Genomic DNA, 26,227 nt, shown 5'->3' with positions numbered 1-26,227 from the left:
GAGCCTACTCCGGGAACTTCGACACGATGGTGAACATCACCGTGCCGGCGAGAAGCGTGATGAAGGAATAGGTGTAGAGCACCAGCACGAAGGGCTGGAACAGCATCAGGAAGCCGAGCGCGATGATGGCAACCGCCAACGCCTCCATCGGGCCGCGGCGCAGGAAGACCGGGCGGCGGGGTTTCTTGTGGGTGAGCGTGTGGTCGGTCATTTGCGCACCGCCCCGAAGGTGATGCCGCGCAAGAGCTGCTTGCGCAGCAGGATGGTGAAGACCAGGATCGGCACCAGGAAGATGGTGGTGCCCGCCGCCACTGCCGGCCAGTCCTGCCCACCCTCGCCGATGATGGTGGGGATGAAGGGCGGCGCGGTCTGGGCGCTGCCCGAGGTGAGCAGCGAGGCGAAGGCGTATTCGTTCCAGGCGAAGATCAGGCAGAAGATGGCGGTGGCGGCGATGCCGGTGGTGGCCTGCGGCAGCACCACCTTGAAGAAGGCCTGCAACCGGGTGTAGCCGTCGATCATCGCCGCCTCCTCATATTCGCGCGGGATCTCGTCGATGAAGCCCTTGAGCAGCCAGACCGCGAGCGAGACGTTGACCGCCGTGTAGAGCAGCATCATGCCCAGCGCGGTGTCGGACAGGCCGAGCTGCCGGTACATCAGGTAGATCGGGATGGCGACGGCGATCGGCGGCATCATCCGCGTCGACAGGATGAAGAACAAAAGGTCGTCGGCCAGCGGCACCTTGAAGCGCGAGAAGCCATAGGCCGCCAGCGTGCCGAGCGACACGGCGAGGAAGGTCGAGCCGAAGGCGATGATCAGCGAATTGGCGAAGCGCGGCAGGAAGTTGGACGCGCCGGCGATCACCATGTTGCGCTCGCGGGTCACCGCGTCGCACACGCCGGACGGCGGCGGCAGCGCGGCGATGTAGTCCGGCGTCTGCCGCGTGCGGGTGGTGAACAGGTTGCAGTAGCCTTCCAGCGACGGCGTGAACAGGATCTTCGGCGGGTAGGAGATCGAATCCGGCGGCGACTTGATGCTGGTGAGGAAGATCCACACCAGCGGCACCAGGGTGATCAGCGCATAGAGGATGACGATGGCGCCGGCGACGCGCTTCGAGGTCGGGCTGGGCTCGACGACGGAATGGGCGGAGCTGGCGGTTGCCGTGGCAGCGGATTTGGCGGAGCTCATCTCTGCTTCACCTTGTTGAGCGCCTTCACATAGATGTTGGCGAGGCCGAACACCGCGACGAACAGCACGATGGCGAAGGCCGAGGAGCGCCCGGTGGCCCAGGCTTCGAAGGCGTCGCGCTTCAGCGCGATGGACGCGACCTCGGTGGTCGAGCCGGGCCCGCCGCCGGTGAGCAGGTTCACCATGTCGAACATCTTGAAGTTCTCGATGCCGCGGAACAGCACCGCCAGCATGATGAAGGGCAGCGCCATCGGCACGGTGATCGACCAGAACTGCCGCCAGGGCGAGGCGCGGTCGACCTCGGCCGCCTCATAGATGTAGTCGGGAATCGAGCGCAGCCCGGCGAGGCAGATCAGCATCACATAGGGCGTCCACATCCAGGTATCGACGATGATGATCGCCCAGGGCGCGAGATGGACGTTGCCGAGCATCTGGATGTCGGAGGTCGGGATGCCCGACACGAAGGAGACGGCATAGGCGAACAGCCCGATCTGCGGCTCGTAGAGGAAGCGCCAGAAATTGCCCACCACCGCCGGCGACAGCATCATCGGAATGAGGATGAGTGTGGTCCAGAAGGCGTGGCCGCGGAACTTGCGGTCGATGAGATAGGCGAGCGCGAAGCCGATCAGCGTCTGCAGCACGATGGTCCAGAACACGAAATGCGCCGTGGTCTGCATCGACGCCCAGATGTCGGGATCGTTGAGGATGCGCGAGTAATTGCCGAGCCCGACATTCTGCACCACCGCGTTCGGCCGGTTGGCGCGGAAATTGGTGAAGGACAGGTAGATCGCCCAGAACAGCGGGAAGATGTTGATCGCCAGCAGCAGCACGATGGTCGGGGCGATGAACAGCCAGGCGATGGCGCGGTCCGACAGGCCGCGCACCCGCACGGCGAGCGGCTCGGGCGTGGCCCGGATGGCGGCATCAGCCATCTTTTCGGAGAAGGTGTCGTGTGAAGCGGTCACGGTCTCTCACCTGAATGGATGAGCGGGTTGGGCCGGAGCGGAGGACCGAATGCGGCCCGGCAGCTCCCTCTCCCCGTGGGGGAGAGGGCTGGGGTGAGGGGTCTTCTCAGGCTTCGCCATCGCGTACCCCCTCACCTACCCGCTGCGCGGGCCACCTCTCCCCAACGTGGGGAGGGAAGAACAAGGAGGCGTTCGGGACGGATTGGTCGAAGATCTCTCTCCGGCGGGGAAGGGGAGAGCACGCCCCCTCCCCGCCATCCGCCGTCAGATCTTGCCGTCGTCCTTGAACACCTCGGTCCAGTCCTTCACCAGGCCGTCGAGGGCTTCCTTCGCCGTGCCCTTGCCGGCGATGACATAGTCATGCACCCGCTTCTGCATGGCCTGGAGCAGTTCGGCATAGCTCGGCTCGGCCCAGAAATCCTTGACGATCGCCATGGATTCCAGGAAGGCCGGCGCGTAGGGCTGGCTGGTCTTGAAGCCGGGGGCGTCGACCACCGCCTTCAGGCAGGAAAAGCCGCCGAGCTGCCACCACTTGGCCTGCACGTCGGGCTGGGCGAACCACTTGATGTATTGCAGCGCCGCGCCCTTCTTGTCGGAATAGGACACCACCGAGATGCCCTGCCCGCCAAGCTGGGCGAAATGGTACTTCTCCGCCGGATTGGGGAAGAAGCCGATGCGGTTGCCGCCGACCTTCTCGTCCTTGTAGAGGCCGGGCCAGGTGAAGGCGAAGTTCATCTGCATCGCCACCTGGCCGGATTTGAAGGCATCGGCGGATTCCACCATGTAGACGTTGGAAGCGCCCGGCGGGGTGCAGCAATCATAGAGCGACTTGTAGAATTCCAGCCCCTTCACCGCGTCCGGCGAATTGACATAGCCCTGCATCTCATAGGGCTTCTTGGGGTTCTCATACATGAAGCCCCAGTCATAGAGGACGTTGGTGACGCCCATGGTGATGCCTTCCGAGCCGCGCTCGGTATAGATCGAGGCGCCATAGACGGTCTTGCCGTCGATCTGCCGCTTCTGGAAGAATTCGGCGATCTGCTTGAGCTGGTCATAGGTCTTGGGCGCGGCGAGATCCCAGCCATACTTGGCCTTGAATTCCTTCTGCAGCTCCGGCTTCTCGAACCAGTCCTTGCGGTAGGTCCAGCCGACCACGTCGCCCATCGCCGGCAGCGCCCAATAGTTCGGCGTGTTCTTCGGCCATTCGGAATAGCCCACGACGGTCGCCGGCACGAAGTCATCCATCTTGATGCCTTCCTTGGCGAAGAAGTCGTTCAGCTTGACGTAATGGCCGTTCTCCGCCGAGCCGCCGACCCACTGGCTGTCGCCGATGATCAGATCGCACAGCTTGCCTTGCGAGTTGAGCTCGTTGAGGAAGCGGTCGGCATAGCTCGTCCACGGGACGAACTCGAACTTCATGTCGATCTTGGTCTTGGCGGTGAAATCCTTCGACAGCTCGACCAAGGCATTGGCCGGATCCCATGCCGCCCAGCACAGGGTCAGCTGCTCGGCCTGCGCCGCCTGCGGCACGGCGAGCGCTCCACCGAGCGACCCGCAGACTACCGCCGCCCCGAGAAGGGGCCTCCACGTCTTCAGCATGCTCTCCTCCCAGAGAACGAGGCGGGTCTTTTGCCCCCTCGGTTGGCATTTGCGTGCCGGTGGCGTCCGGCCGCGTTTAGCTTTGTGTTTAGTTATGTTCAATTTGCTCAACAACGCAAGGGTAATTCGATGCTGCGCCGCAATGGACGAATCGGGCATGTTCGCGGCCGTCGGCAAGCTGGGAGCAAAGCGGGACATGAGCGTGCAATCGGTGCGGGATTTTCTGTCCGCGACGGCGCCCGACATCGCCGTCATCGAGCTGGCAGTACGCACCGCGACGGTCGCCGAGGCGGCGGCCGGGCATGGGGTGGCGCCGGCGCAGATCGCCAAGACGCTGTCGCTGCGGGTGGGCGAGCGCGCCTTCCTGCTGGTGGCCGGCGGCGAGGCGCGGCTCGACAACGCCAAGGCCAAGGCGGCCTTCGGCGGCAAGACCAGCCTGCTCGGGGCCGAGGAGGCGACGGCGCTGACCGGCCACCCGATCGGCGGCGTCTGCCCGTTCGGCCTCGCGACGCCGCTGCCGGTCTATTGCGACCTGTCGCTGAAGGCTTTCGACGAGGTGGTGCCGGCCGCCGGCTCGCCGCATGCGGCGCTGCGGATCGCGCCCGACCGCATGGCCGCGCTCACCGGCGCGGTCTGGGTCGACGTCTGCAAGTAAGGGCGTCGAGGCATGGCCGTGGGCGGGGGCATGGCCGTGGGCGGGGGCATGGCCGTGGGCGGGGGCATGGCTGGCGGCGCCCGCGCCTAGCGATCCGTCGGGACGCTCAGCTCGTAGCGGTCCTTGCCCGCCGCCTTGGCGCGGAACAGCGCCAGGTCGGCGGCGGTCATGATCACCTCCGGCGAATCGCCCTCCGGCCGCATCGAGGCGACCCCGACGCTGACCGTGACCCGTCCGTTGCCATGCGGGATGTCGAGGTCGCGCACATTCTGCACCAACCGCTCGGCAGCCACCCGCGCCCCGTCGATCTCGGTGTTCAGCAGCACGACGATGAACTCCTCGCCGCCGAAACGCGCCGCAAGGTCGCCGGCCCGGCCGGCGCTCAGGCGAATGGCGTTGCCCACCCGCCGCAGCACCTCGTCTCCCGCGAGATGGCCATAGGTGTCGTTGTAGTCCTTGAACTGATCGACATCGATCATCAGCAGCGACAGCGGCAGGTCGCTGCGCAGCGCGCGCCGCCATTCGGCCAGCATGTATTCATCGAAATAGCGCCGGTTGCCGAGGCTGGTCAGCCCGTCGATGCGGGTGAGGCGCTCCAGCTCCAGATTGGCCTGCATCAGCTGGCGCTGGCTTTCGCGCAGCGCCGCATAGGCGGCGTCGCGCTGGAGATGATCGAGATAGGCGCGGGTATGGTAACGGATGCGGGCGATCAGCTCGATGCGGTCGGGCAGCTTGACGAGATAATCGTTGGCGCCGGCCTGGAACGCCGCGCTCTTGGTCGCCGCCTCGTCCTTCGCGGACAGCACGATGACCGGCACCGACTGGGTCGCCGGATTTTCCCGGTATTGACGCACCAGAGCCAGGCCATCGATGCCCGGCATGACCAGATCCTGCAGGATGACCGTCGGCTTCAGCTCGCCGGCGACCCGGATCGCATCATGGGCGTTGGTGCAGTAATGCAGATCGATGTCGCCCTCGCCCAGCAGCGAGCGCCGGACCGCTTCGCAGATCAGCACCTGGTCATCGACCAGCAGCACCAGCGAGAGATAGGTTTCCGCCAGATGCGGCACGCTGCCCGGGAAGGCGCCGGTATTGCTCATAGCACTATGCCCGTCATTGCGATCGCCCGAAAGCCGCTGTCAGCCGGCCGGGGATCAGGTCGAGGGGAAGAATTTCGACGGCCGCACCGAGCGCGGCGGCGGCCTTCGGCATTCCGTAAACCGCGCTGCTCTGCTTGTCCTGTGCAATCGTGTGGTGATGCGCGTCACGGAGCATCTTGAGGCCGACCGCCCCGTCGCGCCCCATGCCGGTGAGCAGCACCCCGATCGTCTCGCCCCGCCACAGCCGGGCAACGCTCTTGAAGAACACGTCGACCGAAGGCCGGTAGGGATAGGCGATCGGCTCCGGCGTGTAGGCGAGCGCGCCCGAGGCGGTGAGGATGAGGTGGTCGGCCGAGGCGGCGATCAGCACCGTGCCGACCTCCGGCCGGTCGCCCTCCAGCGCCGGGCGCACCTTCAGCGCGGTGTGCTGGCCGAGCCAGGCGGCGAGGCCCGGAACGAATTTCTCGTCCACGTGCTGGACGAGAACCAGCGCCGCCGGGAAGTCGGCCGGCAGGCCGCCGAGCAGGCTCGCCACCGCCGCCGGGCCGCCGGCCGAGGCGCCGATCGCCACCAGCGGCGGCGTCAGGCCGGACGGCGCCGGAAAGGACGGCCCCGGGCGCGGCGAGCGGCCGTCGCCGACCAGCTTGCCGATGGTGGCGATCTTGGCCAGCAGCACATTCGCCTGGATCGACATGTCGTCGGCGCGGCTGACCGAGGGAATGTCGACGGCATCGAGCGCGCCATGGCCCATCGCCTCGTAGACGCCGGGAATGTTGCCGTCGACGCTGGCGATGACCAGCAGGATGGCGCAGGGCGTCTGGCTCATGATCTGCCGCGTCGCCTCCACCCCGTCCATTTCCGGCATGACCAGATCCATCAGCACCAGATCGGGCAGGTCGCGCCGGCAGGCCTCGACCGCGGCGCGCCCGTTGGCCGCGATCCAGGCCACCTCATATTCCGGCGCCGAGACCACCGCCCGCCGCAGCACCTCCGCCGCCAATGGCAGATCGTTGACGATGCCGATCCTCATGTCGCGTCCCACATCGTGTTGCGCCGCTCCGCCTCACTCCACCGCCGCGCCGATCAGATCCTCGACCGCGTGGATCAGGGTTTCGTCGTGGAAGCTGCCCTTGGTGAGATAATAGTCCGCTCCGGCGTCGAGGCCACGGCGCCGGTCCTCCTCACGGTCCTTATAGGACACGATCATCACCGGCAGCCGGTTGAGCCGTGGATCGTGCTTGATCAGCGTCACCAGCTCGATGCCGTCCATGCGCGGCATGTCGACATCGGTGACCACCAGGTCGAAAGCCCCCGAGCGCACCGCATTCCAGCCATCCATGCCGTCGACGGCGATCTCGACGGCATAGCCGTGCTGGTCGAGCAGCTTGCGCTCCAGCTCGCGCACGGTGAGCGAATCGTCGACCACCAGCACCCGCTTGCGCCGGGTCTGCGCCGTGGCGGCCAGGCTCTGCCGCAGGGTGCGGAACGCCCCGGCCATGGCGAGCTTGTCGGCCGATTGCAGCAGATCGTCCATGTCGACGATCAGCACCGGCGCGCCGTCCTCCATCAGCGCCGCGGCGCTGATGTCCTTGATCTTGCCCAGCCGCGGATCGAGCAGGCGCACCACCAGCTCGCGCTCGCCGAGGAAGCGGTCGACGATCAGCCCATAGGCGCCGTCGTCCTCGCCGATCACCACCACGGCGAGCTCGGCCGAATCCGACCGCGCCGCGCCGCGCTCCAGCAGCTCATGGGCGGTGATCAGCCCGACCGGCCGGGCACCGAAGCGGAAATGCGGGCGCCCCTCCAGCGTCTCGATGGCGTCCCGCGCCAGCTTGAGCGTGCGGGTGATGCCGGCCAGCGGCAGCGCATAGGGCTCGCCGTCGACCTCGACCAGCAGGGTACGGATGACCGAGAGGGTGAGCGGCAGTTCCAACAGGAAGCGCGTGCCCTCGCCGGCGCGCGTGGTGACGCTGACGCGGCCGCGCACCTCCTTCACCGTGGTCTGCACCGCATCGAGGCCGACGCCGCGACCGGAAACGTCGCTCACCGTCGGCTTCATCGAGAAGCCGGGCAGGAACAGGAATTCCAGCAGCTCCGCCTCGCTGAGCCGGGCGGCGGCGTCCGCGGCGATCAGATGGCGCTCCACCACCGCGCGGCGTAGCCCGTCGAGATCGATGCCGCGCCCGTCATCGGCGATGATGATCTGCAACAGGCCCGCCGTATGCCGGGCCTCGAGGCGGATGAGGCCCTCGGCCGGCTTGCCGGCGGCGCGGCGCTCCTCCGGCGTCTCCAGCCCATGGTCGATGGCGTTGCGCAGCAAATGGCCGAGCGGCGCGTCGAGCTGGTCGAGAATGTCGCGGTCGATGCCGGTTGCGCCGCCGAGGATCGCCAGCCGCGCCTGCTTGCCGAGCGCCCGGCTGAGGTCGCGCACGGTGCGGGAATAGCTGCGCACGCCGTCCTCGAACGGACGCATGCGGCTCTCCAGCGTCTCGGCATAGAGGCGATTGGCGAGATCGGTGCCGCGCCGATCGATGGAATCGAGTTCGGCGAGCCGCGTGGCGAGATAGTCCCGGCTCTCGCCGAGCGTGGCGCGGGCGAGGGCGAGCGCCTGGGCGGCCGGGCCTTCTTCCGCGTCCGGCGGCAGGCCGGCGCGCACGGTATCGAGCGCGCGGGCGAGCTCGGCTTGCTGGCGCCGCAGGCGCTGCAGGCTGTCGGCGAACGGCCGCAGGCGCCGGGCCTCGATCAGCGATTCCCCGGCGAGGCCGAGCAGCCGCGTCATGCTCTGCGAGGTGATGCGGATCATGCGGTCCGCACCAATCGACGAGGCGTCGGGAGGCGGGAGCGGGGCGGTGGGTGGCGCGGCGTCGGCGACAAGGGTGGCGAGGGCGGGCTCCGGCTCCGGTGGGGTAGGCTCGTCGACGCCGTCCCCTCCCCCCGCCGTCGACGCCGCCTCCAGCGTGTGCAGGAAGGCGGTGATCCGCGGTCCGGCGGCCGCGCCGGCGGCCTCGTCCGTGGCGACCAGCGCCAGCAGATCGACCCCCTTGAGCAAGGCGTCGATATGGCCCTGCCGCAGCCGCAACTGCCCGTTCTGCGCGGCGACGAGGCATTCCTCCATCGCGTGGGCGACCTGCACCGCCGGCATCAGTTCGACGATCCGCGCCGCGCCCTTGAGCGAATGCGCCGCCCGCATCGCCGCCTCCAGCTCGGCCGCGGCAACCGGATCGCGCTCCAGCGCCAGCAGACTGTTGGTGAGCGCCTGCGACTGCATGTCGAGCTCGGCCCGGAACAGGTCGAGCATGGAGAAGCTGCCGTAATCCGGGGTGCTCATGCGATGCCCCGGTCGATGGCGTCGAGCACCAGGCCGCCGTCGAGACGGCCGAGCAGGCGGCCCTGCCAGCCCACCATCGAGGTCGCGAAGCTGGATGCCGACTTGCCGATCGTCGCCGGCAGCTCGACGAGATCGCGCGCCGCATATTGCAGCAGGCCGTGCACCTCATCGGCGCGGAACGCCACCCGTCGGCCCTCGCGGCCGATCACCACCAGGCGGGCAAAGGCGGCGGTGCCGCTCTCGCGCGCGTCGCCCTGCGGCGCGCCGATGCCGATCAGCGAGGCGAGAGAGACCTCGACCAGCAATTCGCCGCGAATATTGACCACGCCGAGCACCAGTGTGTCGCGCCGGTGCGGCAGCGTGTGGCGCGGGCGTGGCTCGGTGATCTCCTGCACCAGGTCGGCGGGAAGCGCCAGCCACTCATCGGCAAGCCGGAACACCAGGATGCGGCGCGCCTCGCCGCCCTCGCTGGCGGAGGTCTCCTCCCGATCGGCGTCGGCGACCTCCGCGAAATAGCGCGCCCATTCCTCCCGGTATCCCGGCGGCAGGGGACGATCGAGCAGACGGCTGGCCGCCTGATGACGCGAAGTCTCGTGGCTCGAGGTATCCTGACGCGCGGCTGCCTTGGGCGGTGCCGCGGCATTGGCGGGGTGGCCGGACGGCCTGTCATCGGCTCCGGCGCTCATCGCCGCTCACTCCTCTTCTCTAGCCGGCCGAGACGGTCGCTGAACGCCTTCGCCCCGGCAAGATCGCCACGCTGACGCAGCAGCAGCGCCAGATGCGCCAGCGCCTCGCGGTGGTCCGGCGCCAGATAGAGCACTTTGCGATAGGCCTCGACGGCCTCGTCCGCCGCGCCGTCGGCGTCGCAGGCCAGGCCGAGCAGGTATAAGGCGGCCGCCGACGGGCCGAAGGCATCGATGTGCCGGCGTGCCGCCTGGCGAGCCTCGCCGAGCCGACCCTCATTCGCCGCACGCTCGACGGTCTCAAGGCTCTCGTCCGCCGCATCGCGCAGTGGGGCGGGCGCCGGGGCGGGCGGCGCGGATGGCGTGAGATGCGGCGGCGGTGCCGTCCGCGACGGCGGCGTGCGGGTGCGCAGCGGTACCGCCGGTGCCGGCCGCGCCGGCGGCTTCCGCACGGCCGGTGCGGCGGCGAGGGGCGGCGGAACCGGCTGGGGTTGCCGCTCAGCGGCGCCCCGCTTGGCGAAGGCGAACGCCATCGGGATGCGCAGCGAGGAAAATCCGCACGTCAGCGGCAAGCCGGCCTCGCCCGAACCCACCAGCAGCACGCCGTGCGGCGCCAGCATCCGGTGCAGGCGGTCGAGCGCCCGCTCCTGGGTGTCGCGGTCGAAATAGATCAGCAGGTTGCGGCAGAACACGACATCGTAGGGCTCGGCATCGATTCTCAAAGGATCGAGCAGATTGCCGTGCCGGAACCGCACCTGGCGGCGGATTTCCGCATGCGGCCGGTAGCCGCCCTCCACGGCATTGAAATGCCGGGCGCGAAATTCGAGATCGGCACCGCGAAACGAATTGCGGCCATAGACCGCCTGTGCGGCGGCGGCGAGATTGCGGGTGGAGATGTCGATGGCGTCGATGACGAAATCCGACGCGGCAAGGCCGACGTCGAACAGCGCCATCGCCATGGAATAGGGCTCCTCGCCGGTCGAGCACGGAAGGCTGATCAGCCGCAGCGCGCGCCCCTCCGCCACCTCGCCCTTGGCGCGCATCGCCAGCGCCTGGCGCGTCATGGCGACGAAGGCCTTGGGGTCGCGGAAGAACCAGGTTTCCGGCACGATGACCGCGTTGATCAGCTCCTGCTGCTCCTGCGGCGTCACGGCCAGCCGCCGCCAATACAGCGACGGATCGGTGATGGCACAGGCGGCCATGCGCTGCTTCAGCGCATAGTTGAGCCCGGAGACGCCGACCGTGCCGGCGTCGAGGCCGATGCGCTCGTGCAGCAGCTGCTCGACCTCGTCGAGGATCATGCATCCGCTCCGGCCGGGCGGAACAGGACGGCGCGGATGTCGTCGCTCAGCAGTGCCGGGGCGCGCACCCACTGGACGAAGCCGTCGGCGTCGGCGGCGACCGGGCCGAGCCAGGCCGGCGTGCCGGCCTCGACGCCGGTGGCGATGAAGTCGCCGGGGTCGCGCTGGATGGTGTCGATCACCCGCTCGGCGCAGAGGGCCAGCCGATGCGCGCCCTCCCCCGGCGCCGGGTAGCGAACCAGGATGATGCGGGTGCTCATCACCGGCGCCACCGGATGGCCGGTCGCCAGCGCGGCGAGATCGATCAGCGGCACCGGCTCGCCGCGATAGTTGATCACCCCGACCACGCCGGGCGGAGCGCCGGGCAGCGCCTTGGCCTGCATCAGCGGCAGCACCTGCTCGATCTGCTCGACGTCGAGGACGTAGCGATCCTTGCCGATGCGGAACATCAGGAACAGCATCGTGCCTGCCTCGCCGTCATGCCCGGAGCTTGAACCGCGAGATCGAGCTGCGCAATCCCGAGGACACCTGATTGAGCTCGTCGATGGCCAGCGTCGACTGGTGCAGCGATTCCACCGTCTGCTGCGCCGCCTCGCTGAGCTGCGACAGGGCCTCGCTGATCTGCTCGGCGCCGGTGGCCTGCGCCTGCATGCCCTCGTTGACGTCCTCGAAGCGCGGCACCAGGCCCTGCACCTGGGCGATGATCTGCGACAGCTGGCCGCCGACCTCCTGCACTTCCGTCATGCCGCGCCGCACTTCCTCGGAAAACTTGTCCATGCCCATCACCCCGGCGGCGACCGCCGACTGGATGTCCTTGACCATCTGCTCGATGTCGTAGGTGGAGGTGGCGGTCTGGTCGGCGAGGCGGCGGATCTCGGTGGCGACCACCGCGAAGCCACGGCCATATTGTCCCGCCTTCTCCGCCTCGATGGCGGCGTTGAGCGACAACAGGTTGGTCTGGTCGGCCACCTTGGTGATGGTGGTGACCATCTGGTTGATGTTGCCGGCCTTCTCGGAGAGCACCGCCAGCTTGGCGTTGATGGCGCCGGCCGCCTCCATCACATGGCGCATGGTCGCCTCCATGCGGGCGAGGCCGGCCTGGCCGCCGCCGGCGAGGGTGGCGGTCTGCTCGGCGACGCTCGACACCTCGCCCATGGTGCGCACCAGTTCGTTGGAGGTGGCGGAGATTTCCTTGGCGGTGGCGCCGATCTCGGTGGTGGTGGCGGCGATCTCGCCGGCGGTCGCCTGCTGCTCCTTGGAAGTGGCGGCGATCTCGGTGATCGAGGTGTTGACCTGGATGCTCGATTTCTGCACCTGCCCGATCAGGGCGGTGAGTTCCTCGGCCATGGCATTGAAGCCGTCCGACAGGGTGGCGAATTCGTCGCGGCGCTCGAGTGCGAGCCGTTCGGAGAAGTCGCCGGCGCGCATCACCCCGACCATCGCCAGCAATTTGCCGAGCGGCCCGGCAATGGCGCGGTACAGCAGGTAGCCGGACAGCACCGACAGCAGCGCCGCGATCGCAAAGCCGATGGCGAGCCCGAACTCGGCATTGCGCACGATGGCGACGATGGTCGCGGTCGATTCGTTGGCCTCCTGCTGGTTGAACGCCACCGTATCTTCGAGCGCCTGCTGGACCTGGGTGAGCAACGGCACCAGGTCGCGGGCGATGGTGGCGCGCAGCTCGTCGTCAGACTGGCCGAGCGCCGTCTCCTGCACCCGGTCGTAGTGGAGGATCGCGTCGCGGAACGTCGCGAAATTGCGGCGGTCCTGATCGCTGTCGAGCGTCCGCTCGTAGCTGGCCAGCAGCGCGTTCGCGATGTCGCGGTTCGACTTGATGCGCTCCAGCACCTGCTTGCGGCCTTCGGGGGTATCCTCCAGCGCCAGCGCCCGCAGCAGGCTCTGCGCGCGGGTCCAGGCGGTCATCAGCCGGAGGCTGGTGGAGAGCGCCGGCACGGTGCTGGTCTCGACCTTCAGCGCCTCGTTTTCCGCGGACAGGAACCAGTAATAGCAGGATCCGGCCATGGCCGAGAGCACCAGCAGGATGGCGAGGAAGCTCGCGAGAATCCGCTGGCGGATGGTCAGGTTCTTCATCGTCCGGATCCCCCACAAGCCGCAGGCGGCGCGCGGCGCGACCATCGGGCACGGGGCATTCTAGCGACGATTGGTTTCCACAGGGTTGAAGCCGCCCGGCGCGGCGGCGCGGCGGCGGCTCAGGGCAGCGGCTTCTTTTCCAGCTTGCGGGCCAGTGTGCGCCGGTGCAGGCCGAGCCGCCTTGCGGTCTCGGAGATGTTGAAGTCGGTGTCGACCAGCGTCTCGTGAATGGTCTCCCATTCGAGGGTCTTCAGCGAGGTCGGCCGCGCCGCCACCGCGATCGAGGAATCGCCGTCGGCACGGGCGAAGGCGGCCTCGATGTCGTCGGTGTTGGCCGGCTTGGCGAGATAGTGGCAGGCACCGAGCTTGATCGCCTCCACCGCGGTGGCGATGCTGGCGAAACCCGTCAGCACCACGATCTTCATCGCCGCATCGCGGGCGTGCAGCATCTTCACACATTCGAGGCCGGAGCCGCCGGCGAGCTTCAGGTCCACCACCGCATAGCCGGGCAAGGCGCCGTCGAGCGCCGTCTCGACGCCATCGACGCTCTGGCTGGTGCGCACCTCGTAGCCGCGGCGCTCGAAGGAACGGGTGAGCGCCCGGGCGAAGGCGGCGTCGTCCTCGACGATGAGCAGGAGCTTGCCAGGATCGGGCGCATCGGCGCCGAACATGTCCGCCTGCGGGGGGATGTCGTTCATGTATCAGGCCTCCGCCGAGAGGGCTTCGAGCGGCAGGGTCAGCGTGACGCAGGCGCCCTGTGCCTCGTTCACCGCCTCCACATGTCCACCCAGCTTGCGCACGACATTGACCACCAGGAACAGGCCGAGACCGCCGCCCGGCCTGCCCTTGGTGGAATTGTATGGCGTACCAAAGGCGGCGAGCATGTCCTTGGTAAAGCCGGGGCCGCGGTCGCGCACCTCCAGCACGATCACATCGTCGTGTCGCCGCACCGACACGCCGACCCAATCCGGCGAGGCCTCCACCGCATTGTCGAGCAGGTTGAAGACGATCTGCTTGAGGGCGATGTCGGAGATGATCTCCTCGTCGTCGACAAGCTCGCGCCGGTAGTCGAGCGCGTGCGGCGAACGCCGCGCCTGCCACTCGCTCATCATGCCGTCGAAGAAGGCCGCCGCCGTGGTGCGCAATGTCCCTTCGCCGCGCGCCTCGCCCGACGACATCAGGATACCGGAGACGATGGCCTTGCAGCGGTCGAGCTGACGCTGCATCTCGGCGATGTCCTCGGCGAGGTCCGGCCGGTCACGAAGCAGCTGCATGCGCCGCCAGTCGCTGAGGATCACCGAGACGGTGGCGAGCGGCGTGCCGAGCTCGTGCGCGGCGCCGGAGGCCAGCAGACCCATCCGCACGATGTGGCCCTCCTCCGCCTGCTGGCGGTTCAAGCTGGCGAGGCGGGCGTCGCTGTCGCGCAGGTTTCGGCCGATACGGGTGATGAAGGCCACCAGCAGAAGCGTGGCGAGCACGAAGCAGATGAACGTGCCGCCGATATGCAGGGTGAACAGGTCACCATGCAGTTCCTCCGACAGCGGCAGCGGCCGGAACTTCCGCATCAGCAGCACGAAGCCGCTCAACACCACGCCCGCCAACACCCAGGCCGACCAGCTCGGCAGCAGCACGGCACCGAGCGCCACCTGCAGCAGATAGAGCGAGACAAAGGGATTGGAGGCGCCGCCGGCCAGATAGAGCTGCATGGTAAGCGCCGCGGCGTCCAGCAGCAGTTCCAGCAGCAACTCGGTGTCGGAGATCGCGGTCCGCCGTTCGTGATAGACCAGCGTCGCGAGATTGAGCGCAACCAGGCAGGCGAGCACCATCCCCATTTCCTGGAGCGGCAGCTCGATGCCGAGGCCGAAGCGGACGATGAGGATGGTGACGACCTGTCCGGCGACCGCCAGCCAGCGCAGCTGCGTCAGCAGGAACAGGTTCTCGCGGTTGGCGGTATCGCGCTCGGCCGTGCTCACGATGCCGGTATCCCGCGCATCCCCGCCGGCCGACGCCACACGAACACCGCCGCTGCCAGGCACATGCCGGCGAGCGCGAACCAGGTCAGCGCGTAGACGAGATGGTTGTTGGCGAAGCGTACCACGGTGAGCCCGCCGACCGGGAAGCCGCCGGGCACCGGCGTCGCGTCGGCATCGACGAAATAGGACGCTACCGGCGCCCCGGCCCCGCCGAGGCCGCGCGCGGCGGCGATGGCGGCGACATCGCGCGAGAACCAGCGATTGCCGGCAGGATCGTTGGCGCGCAGGAAGCCGCCGCCCGGCTCGGTGAGGCGGAGAAGCCCGGTAATCGCGACCGGCCCCTCGATCAGGCCGGCGGCGCGGCTGGCCGGATCACGCCGCTCGGGCGGCACGAAGCCGCGATTGACCAGCACGGTAGTGCCGCTGTCGGTCGCCAGCGGCGTCAGCACCCAGAAGCCGCCGCCGAGCTCGGTGACCGCCTGCACCAGCGTCTCGCGATCGTTGAGGAAGCGGCCCTCGAGCCGCACCCGCCGGTACTCGTCGGCGGCGGAGACGGCGGCCGGCGCCGCCACCGGCGCGGCCTGCAGGCGCGCTTCCACCCGGGCGATGAGGTCGAGCTTCCAGGAGAGCCGCTGCACCTGCCAGACGCCGAGAGCGGCGAACAGGGCGGCCATAATGCAACAGGCGAGAAGGAGGGCGACCCTCTTTCCCGCCTGTGGCCTTGGATGGTCGTCCGCCCGGTGGGGCGGTCGGCTCATAGCATCTGCCTCATGTCGTGGCTGGGCATCATGTTGGTGTTGAGGTGGTACATGACCCACAGCGAGCCGGCCATGGCGATGCCCACCACGATGAGGGTGAACACCAGCGCCAGCATGCTCCAGCCGCCTTCCGACTTAAAGTTCATGTGCAGGAAGTAGATCATGTGCACCACGATCTGCACCACCGCGAAGACCAGGACGATCGCCGCGGTCCAGGTCGGGTTGCCGATCTTGCCGCTCATCACCAGCCAGAACGGCACGGCGGTGAGGATGACCGACAGCACGAAGCCGGTCATGTAGCTGCGCATCGAGCCGTGGGCGACGCCGAGTTCGGCGTGCACATCGTGCCCGTGCGCATCGTTATGGGCGTTGGCGCTCATCGCAGCATCCCCAGCAGATAGACGAAGGTGAAGACGCCGATCCACACCACGTCGAGAAAGTGCCAGAACATCGACAGGCACATCAGCCGGCGCTTATTGGCGACCACCAGCCCGCGCTGATGCACCTGCACCATCAGCGTCACCAGCCAGATGATGCCGAAGGTGACGTGCAGGCCGTGGGTCCCGACCAGGGTGAAGAAGGCGGAGAGGAAGGCGCTGCGCTGCGGCGTCGCGCCCTCGGCGATCATGTGGTGGAACTCGTAGAGTTCGATCGACAGGAAGGCGAGACCGAACAGGCCGGTGATCACCAGCCAGAACTGCGTCGCCTTCACCCGGTCCTTGTCCATTGCCAGCATGGCGAAGCCATAGGTGATGGAGGACAGCAGCAGCATGGTGGTGTTGAGCGCCACCAGGTTCAGGTCGAACAGGTCGCGCGGGCCGGGCCCGGCGGCGTAGTTGCCGCCGAGCACGCCGAACGTGGCGAACAGGATCGCGAAGATGAGGCAGTCGCTCATCAGGTAGATCCAGAAGCCCAGCGCGGTGCTGTGGCCTTCGGGATGCGGGTGCTCGTCGACCACGTAGAAGACGGGCGCCTCGCTCGGGGCGGTCACGGTCGTGCTCATGCTTCGGTGCTCATGCGTTCGCCTGGGCGAGGACACGCGTGCGCGCTTCCTCGGTGCGGACGACTTCCTCGGCAGGAATGTCGAAGTCGCGGTTGTAGTTGAAGGTGTGATGGATCGCGACCGCGAGGAGGGCGACGAAGCTCACCGCCGCCAGCCACCAGATGTACCAGATCAGCGCGAAACCGAGCACGAAGCTGATCGCCGCGAGAATCGGGCCGGTGCCGGAGCTCTTCGGCATGTGGATCGGCTTGAAGCCCGACAGCGGACGGACGTAGCCGCGCTGCTTCATGTCCCACCACGCATCGCTGTCGTGGACCACCGGGGTGAAGGCGAAGTTGTAGGCCGGCGGCGGCGAGGAGGTCGCCCACTCCAGCGTGCGGGCATTCCAAGGATCGCCGGTGGTGTCGCGCAGCTTGTCGCGCTTCAGGATGCTCACGCCGATCTGGATGATGAACGAGGCGATGCCGCAGGCGATGAGCGCCGCGCCGAAGGCCGCGATGATGAACCAGATGTGCAGCGAGGGGTCGTCGAAGACACGCAGGCGGCGGGTGACGCCCATCAGGCCGAGCACGTAGAGCGGCATGAAGGCGAAGAAGAAGCCGACCACCCAGAACCAGAACGACATCTTGCCCCAGAACGGATCGAGCCGGAAGCCGAACGCCTTGGGCCACCAGAAGGCGATGCCGGCGAACACGCCGAACACCACGCCGCCGATGATCACGTTGTGGAAGTGGGCGATCAGGAACAGCGAGTTGTGCAGCACGAAGTCGGCGGGCGGCACCGCGAGCATCACGCCGGTCATCCCGCCGATCACGAAGATCAGCATGAAGGCGACCGTGTACATCATCGGCAGCTCGAACCGGATGCGGCCGCGATACATGGTGAACAGCCAGTTGAACATCTTCGCTCCCGTCGGGATCGAGATGATCATGGTCGTGATCCCGAAGAACGAGTTCACGCTGGCGCCGGAGCCCATGGTGAAGAAGTGGTGCAGCCAGACGAGGTACGACAGGATGGTGATGACCACCGTGGCGTAGACCATCGAGGTGTAGCCGAACAGCTTCTTGCCGGAGAAGGTCGAGGTGACCTCGGAGAAGATGCCGAAGGCCGGCAGGATGAGGATGTAGACCTCCGGGTGGCCCCAGATCCAGATAAGGTTCACGTACATCATCGGGTTGCCGCCGAGATCGTTCGTGAAGAAGTTGGTGCCGAGATAGCGGTCGGCGGTCAGCAGCGCCAGGGTGGCGGTCAGGATCGGGAAGGAGGCGACGATCAGCACGTTGGTGCAGAGCGAGGTCCAGGTGAAGACCGGCATCTTCATCATGTCCATGCCGGGGGCACGCATCTTCACGATGGTACATATGAGGTTGATGCCCGACAGCGTGGTTCCCACGCCGGCGATCTGCAGCGCCCATATGTAATAGTCGACGCCGACATAGGGGCTGTAGGCGATGCCCGAGAGCGGCGGATAGGCGAGCCAGCCGGTCTGCGCGAACTCGCCGACGAACAGCGAGGTCATCACCAGCGTCGCGCCCGACACCGTCATCCAGAACGAGAAATTGTTCAGGAAGGGGAAGGACACGTCGCGCGCGCCGATCTGCAGCGGCACGACAAAATTCATCAACCCGGTCACGAACGGCATGGCCGCGAAGAAGATCATGATCACGCCGTGGGCGGAGAAGACCTGATCGTAGTGATGGGCGGGCAGGTAGCCCTCGGAGCCGCCAAAGGCCAGGGCCTGCTGCAGGCGCATCATGATGGCGTCGGCGAAGCCGCGCAGGAACATGATGAGGCCGAGCACCATGTACATGATGCCGATCTTCTTGTGGTCCACCGAGGTGAACCACTCGCGCCACAGATAACCCCACAGGCGGAAATAGGTGAGCGCGCCCAGCACCGCGGCGCCGCCGATGGCGACGCCGATGAAGGTGAAGACCAGGATCGGCTCGTGATAGGGGATCGCCTGAAGGTTGAAGCGGCCCAGCAGGAAAGTCGATTCGACGATAGGGGATTCTGTCATGGCTGCCGTCAGCTGTTGGAAGGCCGGCGCGGACCGATATCGGCCTCGCTCGTCGGCAGAAGGGGCGACGTGAAGGCGGGCAGCAGCGCCGGGGAGAAGCCGCCGGGCATCGGCAGGCCGGCGCCGGTGACCGGGCCGCTGTCGACGCGGCGGGACGCCGCCTCGGAGGAACCGGCCGCGGACAGGGTCAGCGCGGTGGCGAGCTCTTCCGGCGTGCAGATGCCGACCACATAGGACGGCGCACCGCCGAACACGGTGCCGCGCCGCGCATGCTTGTCATGCAGGAGCGGCAGCAGGCTGGCGACGGCGCTTTCGAGGCCGGCGCCGCCCTTGGCGTCGATGGCCATCATCTCTTTCATGCACATCTTGCCGGGCTCGACGCACAGATTGAGGATGGCATCGAACAGCGTCGGGTCGACGGCATTGAAGAATGTCGCCGGCACCGCCTCGCTCGGCTTCTCAAGCTCGAGATAGGCCTGGCGGGTGAGCGGATCCGGCGCGCCCTTGGCCTCGCGGACCCAGGAGGTGAATTCGGAATCCGACATCGCCTTGAAGGCGAAGAACATCTTGGAGAAGCCGGCGCCGCTGTAATTGGCCGAGAAGCCGCGCGATTCGACCCGCTGGTTGGCCACCGCGTGCAGCTGGGTCTGCATGGCCGGCATGGCGTAGATCATGCCCGCCATGGTCGGCACGTAGAACGCGTTCATCACCGAGGAGGAGGTGATGCGGAAATGCAGCGGCCGATCGACCGGCACCGCCAGCTCGTTGACGGTAGCGATCCCCTGCTCGGGATAGATGAACAGCCATTTCCAATCGAGCGCGACGACATTCACCTCGAGCGGCCTGTCCTCGGCCGCCAGCACCGTTCGGGAGCCGATGCGGTCGAGCGGCCGGTAGGGATCGAGCAGATGCGTGCCCATCCAGGTCATGGCGCCGAGGCAGATGATGATGAGCAGCGGCGCCGCCCAGATCACCAGCTCCAGCTGGGTGGAATGGTGCCACTCCGGCTCGTAGCGCGCCTCGGCATTCGACTGCCGATACTTCCAGGCGAAGAAGATGGTCAGCGCCATCACCGGAATGATGATGATCAGCATCAGGAGGACCGAAATCACCAGGAGATCGCGCTGTTGCGCTGCGATATCACCGGTGGGGGCCAGCACCTCGAACTTGCAGCCGCCAAGTGCGGCCATCAGCGGGAGCAGGGCGAGGAGTCGGAGGCGGCGCAATGGGAAACCTGCTATGGTTCTTGCCAAAATGGCGTTGCCAAACGGCGAACGGGTAGCTGCGGTGCAGCAAAGCGGCTATTGGACAATTTGTCCAATGCCGGCTTGCTGCATCGCACGCAATAACGGCGCCGTGTGGTCCGGCAAGCCTCGCGGCCCCCTCACCACCGGCCTATGATACTATAGTCCTTGTCCAGTTCTGAATCTGAGTGAGAACGATGGCGCTTCCCACGTCGACCCTTGAACGCGACGCGCGGCAAATCCATGCCGATGGCCACCGGGACGGCGAGGTCGATCCCGGCGAGATCGCCGTCGGCGTGGTCATCGGCCGCGCCTCGGAATTCTTCGACTTCTTCGTCTACGCCATCGCCTCCGTGGTGGTGTTCCCGAAGCTGATCTTTCCCTTCGTCGATCCGCTGACCGGCACGCTCTACTCCTTCGCCATCTTCGCCCTCGCCTTCATCGCCCGCCCGTTCGGCACCGCGCTGTTCATGGCGGTCGACCGCCGCTACGGCCGCAGCGCCAAGCTGACCGTCGCGCTGTTCCTGCTCGGCACCTCGACGGTCGCCATCGCCTTCCTGCCGGGCTACGACACCCTCGGCACGTTGGTGATCTGGCTGCTCGCCGCCTTCCGCATCGGCCAGGGCCTTGCCTGGGGCGGCACCTGGGACGGCCTGGCGCCGCTGCTCGCCATCAATGCGCCGGAGCAGCGCCGCGGCTTCTATGCCGCGCTGCCGCAGCTCGGCGCGCCCATCGGCCTCATCGTGGCCAGCGCACTGTTCGCCTACTTCCTCGGCAACCTCTCCGCCGAGGACTTCTTCAGCTGGGGCTGGCGCTATCCGTTCTTCGTCGCCTTCGCCATCAACGTGGTGGCGCTGTTCGCCCGCCTGCGCATGGCGGTGACGCCGGACTATGTCGAGCTGTTCAAGCGCGGCGACCTGCAGCCCGCCCGCGTCACCGACACCCTGCGCGCCGAAGGCAAGGGCATCCTTGTCGGCGCCTTCGCGCCGCTCGCCACCTTCGCGCTATTCCACATGGTCACGGTGTTCCCGCTGTCCTGGGTGTTCCTGTTCACCACCGAGGGGCCGACCCACTTCCTGATCATCGAGGCGGTTGCCGCCATATGCGGCCTGATAGCGGTGTTCGTCTCGGGCGTGATCGCCGACCGCATCGGACGGCGTAACCTGCTCGGCGGCTCGGCGTTGGCCATTGCGGTGTTTTCAGGCTTCGCGCCGCAATTGCTGAGCGGCGGTTTCGTCGGCGAGTCGGTGTTCATGATCCTCGCCTTCATCCTGCTCGGCATCTCCTTCGGCCAGTCCTCGGGCGTCGTCGCCTCGAATTTCGCGCCGCGCTTCCGCTACACCGCCTCGGCGCTGACCAACGACTTCGCCTGGCTGTTCGGCGCCGGCTTCGCGCCGCTGGCGGCGCTGCTGCTCGCCAGCAATTTCGGCCTGCTCGCCGCCGGCGCCTATCTGCTCTCCGGCGCGATCTGCACTCTCTTGGCGCTGCGCTTCAATAAGCGCATCGAGATGGCCACCTCCGGCGACTGAACGCCTTCCGGCTAGCTGTGGCTTCTGGAGAGGTTGTTCAGCGCCCGTGAGAGCCTGAAGGTGGTTGTTGCGACACGACCGACCGCAGGACACGAGGATGAACAATCCGCACCCGAATGCGCGAACGACGCCGCTTGGTCGGGCCGAGACGGTTTGGCGGATCGTCGAGGAGGGTCGGCCCGTTTCCGAGGTGGCGGCCGGCTTCGCGATCAGCGAAAGGACAGCCCGCAAATGGCTCGCCGCTGGCGGGCAGAGGGGGCGGCAGGCCTTGAGAACCGCTCCTCCCGGCCGCATGCCGCAGACGATGAGGCTGGCCGGTTCTACGGGAGTTGGCGGCCCGCCTGCGCCGGGACTATCGGCTGAGTGGCGAGGAGATTGCGGTCCGGCTGGGCTTCGCCCGTTCCACGGCGGCCGCATGGCTGACGCGGATGCGGCTCGGAAGCCTCACCGCGCTGGTGCCGAAGGAGCCGGTGCGACTCTATCAGCGCGAACAGCCGGGCGAGTTGCTCCATCTCGACATCAAGAAGCTCGCCCGCTTCGCGGGTGTCGGCCACCGCATCACCGGCAACCGGCGCGGTGCCAGTGAAGGCACGGGCTACGACTTCCTGCATGTGGCCATCGATGACGCCACCCGCCTTACCTATGTGGAATGCTGCCCGACGAGCGGCGCGGATCGACGACGGGCTTCCTCATTCGCCCCCTGCGCTGGTTCCGGGCGCGCGGCGTCGGGGGCGAGCGGGTAATGGCCGACAATGGGTCCAGCTACATCGCCAGGCTGTTCCGCAAAGTGCTGAGGATGCTGGGTATCCGGCATATCCGCACCCGGCCCTACACGCTGAAAACCAACGGCAAGGCCGAGCGGTTCATCCAGACCCTGCTGCGCGAATGGGCCTACGCCATCCCGCTCCAGTCTTCCGATCGCAGAGCCACTGACCTGCCCCGATGGCTGGCCTGGCGCAATCACCAGAGCCCTCATGCTAGCCTCGCCCCAAGGACACCCGCCCAGGCTCTCGCCGGACCAACCTGATCAGAACTCACAGCTCGGCGCGGTTTGGGCCGGGCGCAGTTTGGCCGAAGCAGGAACGCTCGCGAATCCCGGCCGGGACGAAGTGGCCGCCCCAGCGTTCACTGTCGCGTCCGCCGATCCTTCCATGACAAAGCTCCCGCCACAAGCCGGCGGGAGCTTTTCCATTCCACGTACGGGGCACCGTCAGCCAAGCCGGCCGACCGGCGCCAATCTCATTCGCATGAGGTCGCCTCCGCCATCGGCCCCACCGGGCCGACGGGCAGGGAAAGCGTCCGCGGGCGCGCCGCACTACTGGTCGCCGCCGCCGCATATCCGGGCCTTGGCGCCGGCGCGCTTCACGCCGGCCAACCATAGGATAGGCGGCCATCCGTTCAGCGCTGCACGGCGACGAGGACGTTGTGGTGGCCGGTCTGGTTGTTGACCACCTGACTTCCGGTGCCGAGCTGGAACACCTGCGCCAGGTTGACCCAGCCGGACTGGTCGATCACCGCGACGTTGGCTTCGCCCATCTGGACGATCCGCGTCCGATTGGCGCGCCCGGTCTGCGAGACGCTGACATTGTTTTTCAATCCGAACTGCTGGACCTTGGCCCAGTTGCCCCATCCGGACTGCACAACGCCGGCGGTATTCTTCTTGTTGCGTTGCGCGATGTTGACGACGTTGTCCGCCCCGACCTGCAACGACAGCGCGCTATGGCCACGGCCGAGTTGCGCCATGTCGGCGCTGTTGCCCCGTCCGACCTGGCCGATGCTGCCGGAATTGCGACTGCCGGATTGCGACACCGAACCTCTGTTATTCTCGGCGTAGGCTGTGGAGGCGGTAGCCAGAATGAGCGCGACCGCGCACAGTGAAGATCTGAGCGACATGGCTTATCTCTTTGATTTGTCCGTTGAATTGACGGTGTCAAAACGATAGCCGCGACTTCGCCTGCTCGCGCGACGAGAATGCCACCAGTCACTTGGGGGGAGCTCATATCGAGCCGGCTCGAATCGGCATCGACATAGCGCTGGCAACCGGACGGATAGGCTGATCGTACTATTCGATGACGCTACGTCATCGACTTCCCCGACCGATCTCCCGGCACCCCGCCACGTCCGGGGCAACGCCGATTCCTCGCCGGATAGAGCGCGTCGCCAGACGTCCGGTGTGCCGTCACCGCCGGATGGTTCGCGCTCCCGGCCGGACCGCCCAGGCTACAAGCCTGGAACCCGCTGATCGCATTCATCGACGATCATCGCGATGCATATGGGGTCGAGCCGATCTGCAAGCTGCTGCCGATCGCCCCATCGACCTATCATGCGCATGTCGCCCGGCGGCTCGATCCGTTGAAGTGCTCGGCACGGGCGCTACGGGACGCGACCTTGCGGTCCCAGATTGCACGGGTCTTTGCCGAGAACTTCGAGGTCTATGGCGTGCGCAAGGTCTGGCGACAGATGATGCGCGAGGGGGCGACGTGGCTCGCTGCACCCTCGAACGGCTGATGCGGAGCATGGGCCCCTTGCCGGTGTGATCCGCGGCAAGCCGGTTCGCACGACCATCCCGGACAAGGCGGCACCAGCCCGCTCGACCGTGTGAACCGGGTCTTCCATGCCCCGGCGCCGAACAGGCTGTGGCTGTCGGACTTCACATATGTCTCGACCTGGTCTGGCTTCGTCTACGTCGCGACGCGACAAATGCTCTGCATTTACGCTGACGTGATCGACGCCTACGCCCGCCGTATCGTCGGCTGGCGGGTGAGCCGGACCGCTCATGCCAGCTTCGTGCTGGATGCCCTGGAGCAGGCCTTTCACGAGGGGCGGCCTGGTGCATCATAGCGACCGCGGCTCACAATATATGAGCATCCGCTACACCGAACGTCTCGCTGAGGCAGGCATCGAGCCCTCCGTCAGTAGCGTCGGTGCAGGCCGCGATATCCGCTATTCGCCTCCGAACCAAAACCGATTCTCGCTAAGTCTTTGAAAAATTTGGCGCGCCGCACCGGGTGATGATGAGAACTATGTCTACGCTATCGCCCTCTAAGGCCCTCCTTTTGCAGGATGGCGAAGGTTCGCTTCCTTGGGGCTATCTCACCGACCTATCTTGTTGGTTGCTCCCATCGATGGGCAGGCGAACACCTAAATTCGAATCCCTCCTGTTCCGCCGAACGCCGCCGATTGCCCTCTGAATACATCTGAAGGAACTTGCTCGAGCGTGCGCCATGTCGCGAATGACGTTCGCTTCCTCCTTCAAGGTGGTCGCGGGTGAAGGCCGGGGACGTCTTCCAGCATCGGCGAAGTAGCCGCCCGTGACTTGTCCGTCGCCCGAGCTGTTTCTGGCGACGGCGGTGCGGGACGGGTCGCCGCCGATCTCGCAGCGATGCTCCACGAGCCATTGCAGCACGGCCCGTCCGTCGTATCGACGTAGCCGATGCAAAAGCCGCCGCCGTGGGTGGATGGCGTCGGAGAAAACGGCCGGTCACCCCGTGGCGTATAGATCCGAACGCCAATCGGCCAGGAATGCGGCAGTCTGCGGATGGAGGGGTCATGTCAATGCCCTTCGTGTGCCGTGGCCGGCGTAGCATCGCGCCGGGACGCGTTCATCGAAGGCAAGACGATCTGCCAGAGAAGCGCGATAAATGCGACCACCGCGATGGCGGGCCCCACCGGCGCGAGCGACGGCAGGCCCCAGGCGCTGATGGCTGCGCCGCCGATCCCCGAGCCGACCACCACGCCGGCATTGAAGGCGGCGATGTTCATGCCTGAAGCCACGTCCATAGCCTGTGGCTGGTGGCGTTCGGCCAGCATAAGAATACGCGACTGGAGCGGCGGGATCGCGCCATAGATCGTCAGACCCAGCAGCGCCACCAGCCCGATCATCGCGGCAGGCTGATTGAGCGCAAAGGCGATCAACACGAAGGACAGGAGGATGCCGGTCAGCAGGATGATTGAGGCGCGGTCCATGCCCTGCCTGTCGGTCAGGCGGCCGCCCATCACATTTCCGACTGCCGCGCCAAGGCCGTAGGCGAGCAACGTCAAGCTCGCGGTCCCGACGCTGACATTGGTCACCTGCAACAGAAACGGCGAGACGAAGGTATAGAGCGCGAAGGAGCCGGTATAGGAAAGCATCGGGCTGCTCGCCCCGGCAAGCAGCCGGCGATCGAAGAACACGCCGAGATCACGCAGACCCGCGCCCTTCGTCGCAGCTTCACCCGATCCAGCCGGCATCAGTACTTCGATACCGAGACTGCCGATCAGGTCACAAGCGGCGATGACGAGGAAGATGACCTGCCAGTGCAGGATGGTGCCGAGCCAGGTGCCCACCGGGACGCCGAGCGACATTGCGACCGTCACGCCGCCGAAGACCAGGGCGAGAGCCGCACCTGCGCGTTCAGGTGCGACCAGCCGCGTCGCCACGCTGGAGGCGACGGCGAAGAAGACGCCGTGAGCGAGGCCCGAGAGCAGCCGGGCGAAGAGCAGCGGCGTCAGGCTGCCGGAGAGGCCCGCGATCACGTTGCCGGCGGTGAACACCAGCATGGCGGCGAAGATCAGACGCTTACGCGACCAGCGGGCGGCGAGCGCGGTAAGAACCGGCGCGCCGATCACGACGCCGGCCGCATAGGTCGTGACGGTCAGCTCGATGCGCGTGACATCGACCTGAAGATCATCGGCCATCGCCGAGACGAGGCCGATGGTGATGAACTCGGTGAAACCGACGGCGAAAGTGCAGAGCGAGAAAATATAGATGACGGGAGGCATGGCCGACCTTTCCAGACAAGCCCGCCCGCTCC

The 26,227-nt window shown here is 67.0% G+C and carries 24 protein-coding genes, 1 pseudogene and 1 other annotated feature; of the genes and pseudogenes, 5 read left to right on the top strand and 20 right to left on the bottom strand.

Translation table 11 applies throughout. From position 1 onward, the window contains the following. Window positions 1-4: 4 nt before the first annotated feature. The 4 genes from KHC24_RS02150 to KHC24_RS02135 form a co-directional block, all read right to left on the bottom strand. Window positions 5-211, bottom strand: a complete 207-nt coding sequence (locus KHC24_RS02150; RefSeq protein ID WP_213358949.1) for a hypothetical protein — start codon at window positions 209-211, stop codon at window positions 5-7. After that, window positions 208-1,185 carry a carbohydrate ABC transporter permease gene (locus KHC24_RS02145; RefSeq protein WP_213358947.1) on the bottom strand — a complete coding sequence of 326 codons (978 nt, stop codon included), beginning with the start codon at window positions 1,183-1,185 and terminating at the stop codon, window positions 208-210. Before KHC24_RS02145 ends, KHC24_RS02150 begins: the two co-directional genes overlap by 4 nt. Next, window positions 1,182-2,117, bottom strand: coding sequence for a carbohydrate ABC transporter permease (locus KHC24_RS02140; RefSeq protein WP_246546076.1), 936 nt, complete (start codon window positions 2,115-2,117; stop codon window positions 1,182-1,184). The genes KHC24_RS02145 and KHC24_RS02140 overlap by 4 nt, the downstream gene beginning before the upstream one ends. Window positions 2,118-2,414: 297 nt before the next feature. After that, window positions 2,415-3,749: an ABC transporter substrate-binding protein gene (locus tag KHC24_RS02135; protein WP_213358944.1), complete on the bottom strand. Its 1,335-nt coding sequence runs from the start codon at window positions 3,747-3,749 to the stop codon at window positions 2,415-2,417. 196 nt (window positions 3,750-3,945) lie between these two features. Here KHC24_RS02135 and KHC24_RS02130 point away from each other — a divergent pair, with 196 nt between their 5' ends. Beyond that, window positions 3,946-4,404 (top strand): YbaK/EbsC family protein, encoded by a 459-nt coding sequence (locus KHC24_RS02130; protein ID WP_213359042.1) that lies wholly within the window; start codon window positions 3,946-3,948, stop codon window positions 4,402-4,404. Window positions 4,405-4,490: 86 nt separating this feature from the next. On the opposite strand, the gene KHC24_RS02125 is transcribed toward KHC24_RS02130, so the two are convergent. The 14 genes from KHC24_RS02125 to cyoA all read right to left on the bottom strand — a co-directional run bounded on the left by KHC24_RS02125 (window position 4,491) and on the right by cyoA (window position 19,887). Beyond that, window positions 4,491-5,504, bottom strand: a complete 1,014-nt coding sequence (locus KHC24_RS02125) for a response regulator (protein WP_213358942.1) — start codon at window positions 5,502-5,504, stop codon at window positions 4,491-4,493. Window positions 5,505-5,517: 13 nt separating this feature from the next. Next, window positions 5,518-6,534: a chemotaxis response regulator protein-glutamate methylesterase gene (cheB, locus tag KHC24_RS02120; protein WP_213358941.1), complete on the bottom strand. Its 1,017-nt coding sequence runs from the start codon at window positions 6,532-6,534 to the stop codon at window positions 5,518-5,520. 33 nt (window positions 6,535-6,567) lie between these two features. Further along, window positions 6,568-8,832: a hybrid sensor histidine kinase/response regulator gene (locus tag KHC24_RS02115; protein WP_213358940.1), complete on the bottom strand. Its 2,265-nt coding sequence runs from the start codon at window positions 8,830-8,832 to the stop codon at window positions 6,568-6,570. Then, a complete protein-coding gene (locus tag KHC24_RS02110) occupies window positions 8,829-9,518 on the bottom strand; it encodes a chemotaxis protein CheW (RefSeq protein ID WP_213358939.1) in 690 nt (229 codons plus the stop codon). The genes KHC24_RS02115 and KHC24_RS02110 overlap by 4 nt, the downstream gene beginning before the upstream one ends. Further along, a complete protein-coding gene (locus tag KHC24_RS02105) occupies window positions 9,515-10,816 on the bottom strand; it encodes a CheR family methyltransferase (RefSeq protein ID WP_246546065.1) in 1,302 nt (433 codons plus the stop codon). Before KHC24_RS02105 ends, KHC24_RS02110 begins: the two co-directional genes overlap by 4 nt. Then, the gene (locus KHC24_RS02100; protein WP_213358938.1) at window positions 10,813-11,277 is read right to left on the bottom strand and encodes a chemotaxis protein CheW; all 465 of its coding nucleotides are present in this window, start codon (window positions 11,275-11,277) and stop codon (window positions 10,813-10,815) included. The genes KHC24_RS02105 and KHC24_RS02100 overlap by 4 nt, the downstream gene beginning before the upstream one ends. Before the next feature lie 16 nt (window positions 11,278-11,293). Next, window positions 11,294-12,907 carry a methyl-accepting chemotaxis protein gene (locus KHC24_RS02095; RefSeq protein WP_213358936.1) on the bottom strand — a complete coding sequence of 538 codons (1,614 nt, stop codon included), beginning with the start codon at window positions 12,905-12,907 and terminating at the stop codon, window positions 11,294-11,296. 119 nt (window positions 12,908-13,026) lie between these two features. Then, window positions 13,027-13,605: a response regulator transcription factor gene (locus KHC24_RS02090; RefSeq protein WP_373878547.1), complete on the bottom strand. Its 579-nt coding sequence runs from the start codon at window positions 13,603-13,605 to the stop codon at window positions 13,027-13,029. Between the two features lie 3 nt (window positions 13,606-13,608). Further along, a complete protein-coding gene (locus tag KHC24_RS02085) occupies window positions 13,609-14,883 on the bottom strand; it encodes an ATP-binding protein (protein WP_213359036.1) in 1,275 nt (424 codons plus the stop codon). Further along, the gene (locus KHC24_RS02080) at window positions 14,877-15,638 is read right to left on the bottom strand and encodes an SURF1 family protein (RefSeq protein ID WP_213358934.1); all 762 of its coding nucleotides are present in this window, start codon (window positions 15,636-15,638) and stop codon (window positions 14,877-14,879) included. Before KHC24_RS02080 ends, KHC24_RS02085 begins: the two co-directional genes overlap by 7 nt. Then, window positions 15,635-16,018, bottom strand: coding sequence for a cytochrome o ubiquinol oxidase subunit IV (gene cyoD / locus KHC24_RS02075; protein WP_213358932.1), 384 nt, complete (start codon window positions 16,016-16,018; stop codon window positions 15,635-15,637). Before cyoD ends, KHC24_RS02080 begins: the two co-directional genes overlap by 4 nt. After that, a complete protein-coding gene (cyoC, locus tag KHC24_RS02070; protein ID WP_213358930.1) occupies window positions 16,015-16,641 on the bottom strand; it encodes a cytochrome o ubiquinol oxidase subunit III in 627 nt (208 codons plus the stop codon). The genes cyoD and cyoC overlap by 4 nt, the downstream gene beginning before the upstream one ends. 10 nt (window positions 16,642-16,651) lie before the next feature. Next, window positions 16,652-18,661 (bottom strand): cytochrome o ubiquinol oxidase subunit I, encoded by a 2,010-nt coding sequence (gene cyoB, locus KHC24_RS02065; RefSeq protein ID WP_213358929.1) that lies wholly within the window; start codon window positions 18,659-18,661, stop codon window positions 16,652-16,654. 8 nt (window positions 18,662-18,669) lie between these two features. After that, window positions 18,670-19,887 carry a ubiquinol oxidase subunit II gene (gene cyoA / locus KHC24_RS02060; RefSeq protein ID WP_213358928.1) on the bottom strand — a complete coding sequence of 406 codons (1,218 nt, stop codon included), beginning with the start codon at window positions 19,885-19,887 and terminating at the stop codon, window positions 18,670-18,672. 215 nt (window positions 19,888-20,102) lie between these two features. Between cyoA and KHC24_RS02055 the strand changes: the two genes are divergently transcribed. The 3 genes from KHC24_RS02055 to KHC24_RS02045 all read left to right on the top strand — a co-directional run bounded on the left by KHC24_RS02055 (window position 20,103) and on the right by KHC24_RS02045 (window position 22,461). Next, window positions 20,103-21,434 (top strand): MFS transporter, encoded by a 1,332-nt coding sequence (locus KHC24_RS02055; RefSeq protein WP_213358927.1) that lies wholly within the window; start codon window positions 20,103-20,105, stop codon window positions 21,432-21,434. 329 nt (window positions 21,435-21,763) lie between these two features. Beyond that, window positions 21,764-22,177 (top strand): hypothetical protein, encoded by a 414-nt coding sequence (locus tag KHC24_RS24920; protein ID WP_246546062.1) that lies wholly within the window; start codon window positions 21,764-21,766, stop codon window positions 22,175-22,177. Continuing rightward, the gene (locus tag KHC24_RS02045; RefSeq protein ID WP_246546060.1) at window positions 22,177-22,461 is read left to right on the top strand and encodes an integrase core domain-containing protein; all 285 of its coding nucleotides are present in this window, start codon (window positions 22,177-22,179) and stop codon (window positions 22,459-22,461) included. Before KHC24_RS24920 ends, KHC24_RS02045 begins: the two co-directional genes overlap by 1 nt. A gap of 371 nt (window positions 22,462-22,832) precedes the next feature. On the opposite strand, the gene KHC24_RS02040 is transcribed toward KHC24_RS02045, so the two are convergent. Next, window positions 22,833-23,327: a hypothetical protein gene (locus KHC24_RS02040; protein ID WP_213358924.1), complete on the bottom strand. Its 495-nt coding sequence runs from the start codon at window positions 23,325-23,327 to the stop codon at window positions 22,833-22,835. A gap of 345 nt (window positions 23,328-23,672) precedes the next feature. Between KHC24_RS02040 and KHC24_RS02035 the strand changes: the two are divergent. Continuing rightward, window positions 23,673-24,372, top strand: a pseudogene (locus KHC24_RS02035) (IS3 family transposase); the annotation flags it as partial. After that, window positions 23,674-23,747: a sequence feature (AL1L pseudoknot), on the top strand. It overlaps the preceding pseudogene by 74 nt. A 614-nt stretch (window positions 24,373-24,986) precedes the next feature. On the opposite strand, the gene KHC24_RS02030 reads toward KHC24_RS02035, so the two are convergent. Continuing rightward, window positions 24,987-26,195 carry an MFS transporter gene (locus KHC24_RS02030; RefSeq protein WP_246546058.1) on the bottom strand — a complete coding sequence of 403 codons (1,209 nt, stop codon included), beginning with the start codon at window positions 26,193-26,195 and terminating at the stop codon, window positions 24,987-24,989. Window positions 26,196-26,227 lie beyond the last annotated feature (32 nt).

It is taken from the genome of Ancylobacter defluvii (assembly GCF_018390605.1).
GTDB lineage: Bacteria > Pseudomonadota > Alphaproteobacteria > Rhizobiales > Xanthobacteraceae > Ancylobacter > Ancylobacter defluvii.
The sequence above is the reverse complement of the archived record's forward strand: the minus strand, read 5'-3'. Positions and strand labels throughout refer to the sequence as shown.